Annotated in this window: 3 protein-coding genes; all 3 read left to right on the forward strand. The window is 30.3% G+C overall.

Annotated features, from left to right (window positions below; translation table 11 throughout):
- The coding region (locus OYV_RS03930) for a thymidylate synthase (RefSeq protein WP_042068402.1) at positions 1–210 on the forward strand (210 nt) is incomplete at its 5' end.
- Entirely contained in the window at positions 207–698 is a 492-nt protein-coding gene (locus OYV_RS03935) for a dihydrofolate reductase (RefSeq protein ID WP_042068404.1), read from the forward strand. The genes OYV_RS03930 and OYV_RS03935, both read left to right, overlap by 4 nt.
- Positions 692–1245, forward strand: a 554-nt coding sequence (locus OYV_RS03940) for a lysophospholipid acyltransferase family protein (RefSeq protein WP_042068405.1), incomplete at its 3' end; no start/stop codon positions are given. The genes OYV_RS03935 and OYV_RS03940, both read left to right, overlap by 7 nt.

Here is a 1245-nt window from a genome sequence, read left to right on the forward strand (position 1 = left end):
CCTTACGAATTTATCCATACTTTAGGAGATGCCCACATTTATTCCAATCACCTTGCACAAGTTCAGACCCAAATTCAAAGAACTCCTAAAAAATTACCTCAAATGATTTTAAATCCTGACATCAAAAATATTGATGATTTTAAATTTAGTGATTTTACTTTGCAAAATTATCAATGTGATGGCATTTTGAAAGGCGATATTGCTGTATGATTAATTTAATTACTGCCTTTGACGGCAATTATTTGATTGGCAAAGACAACAAACTACCTTGGCATTATTCCCAAGATTTACAATATTTTAAAAAAATTACCCTTAATCAAAATGTTTTAATGGGGTATGAAACTTATAAATCCTTAAAAAGTTATTTCAAAAATAAGCCCTTTAATTTTAAAAAAACTTATGTAGCATCTTTAAAACATGATTTGGAATTGCCTAATTGTACTGTTGTTTCTGATTTGCAATCCTTCATGGCAAGTGATGCTGCCCAAGATATTTTTATTATTGGTGGAGGAAAAATCTATCAACAAACCCTACCTTGGGTAACAACTTTATACATCACCCACATTTTACAAAGACATCAAGGAAATGTTTTTTTTCCCAAAATTGACTTATCACAATACCAATTAATCCAAAAAGAAATTCACCCACAATTAATTTTTGCCATTTATCAAAAGAAATTAGATACGCCCAAATGTTAACTTTTATTTTTGTTGTCGTTTGGCTAACATTTGTTTTTTTGCAAACTTCCAAAACTATGCTAGTTGATTTTTCTTTTTGCTACAAACTGCCAGTTAATTTAATTTTGGGCTTGTTGTTGGCTTTTTTAATAACGTTTATAATTTTGGTTTTTTGCCTCGTTTTAATGACTTTTTTGCCCCCTAATCATTATTTTAAAGGATTTGTTTCGCGTAGTTTGTCCCGTTTTGTCAACCGTTTTTTAAGAATTAAAGTAGTAGTTCAAAATCCTCATTTAATCCCTTCAAAAGAAAACGTTGTTATTTATGCCAATCACAAGTCATACACCGATCCTTTTGTTATTACAAGCGTTATTCCAAGAACTTTATCATTTGCTCCCAAACAAAATTTTAATTGTTTTTTTGGAACTGCATGGTTTTTAAAATTAGCTTTTTTATCTTTGGATTGTATGGTAATCTCAAGGGGTGATATCAGAAAAACTGCCAAAAATTTAATAAAGGCAGTGCCTAAAGTTAAAAATGGTATGGCAATGGTAGTTTTTCCTGAGGG

Source organism: 'Chrysanthemum coronarium' phytoplasma, assembly GCF_000744065.1.
GTDB classification, from domain to species: Bacteria; Bacillota_I; Bacilli_A; order Acholeplasmatales; family Acholeplasmataceae; genus Phytoplasma; species Phytoplasma asteris.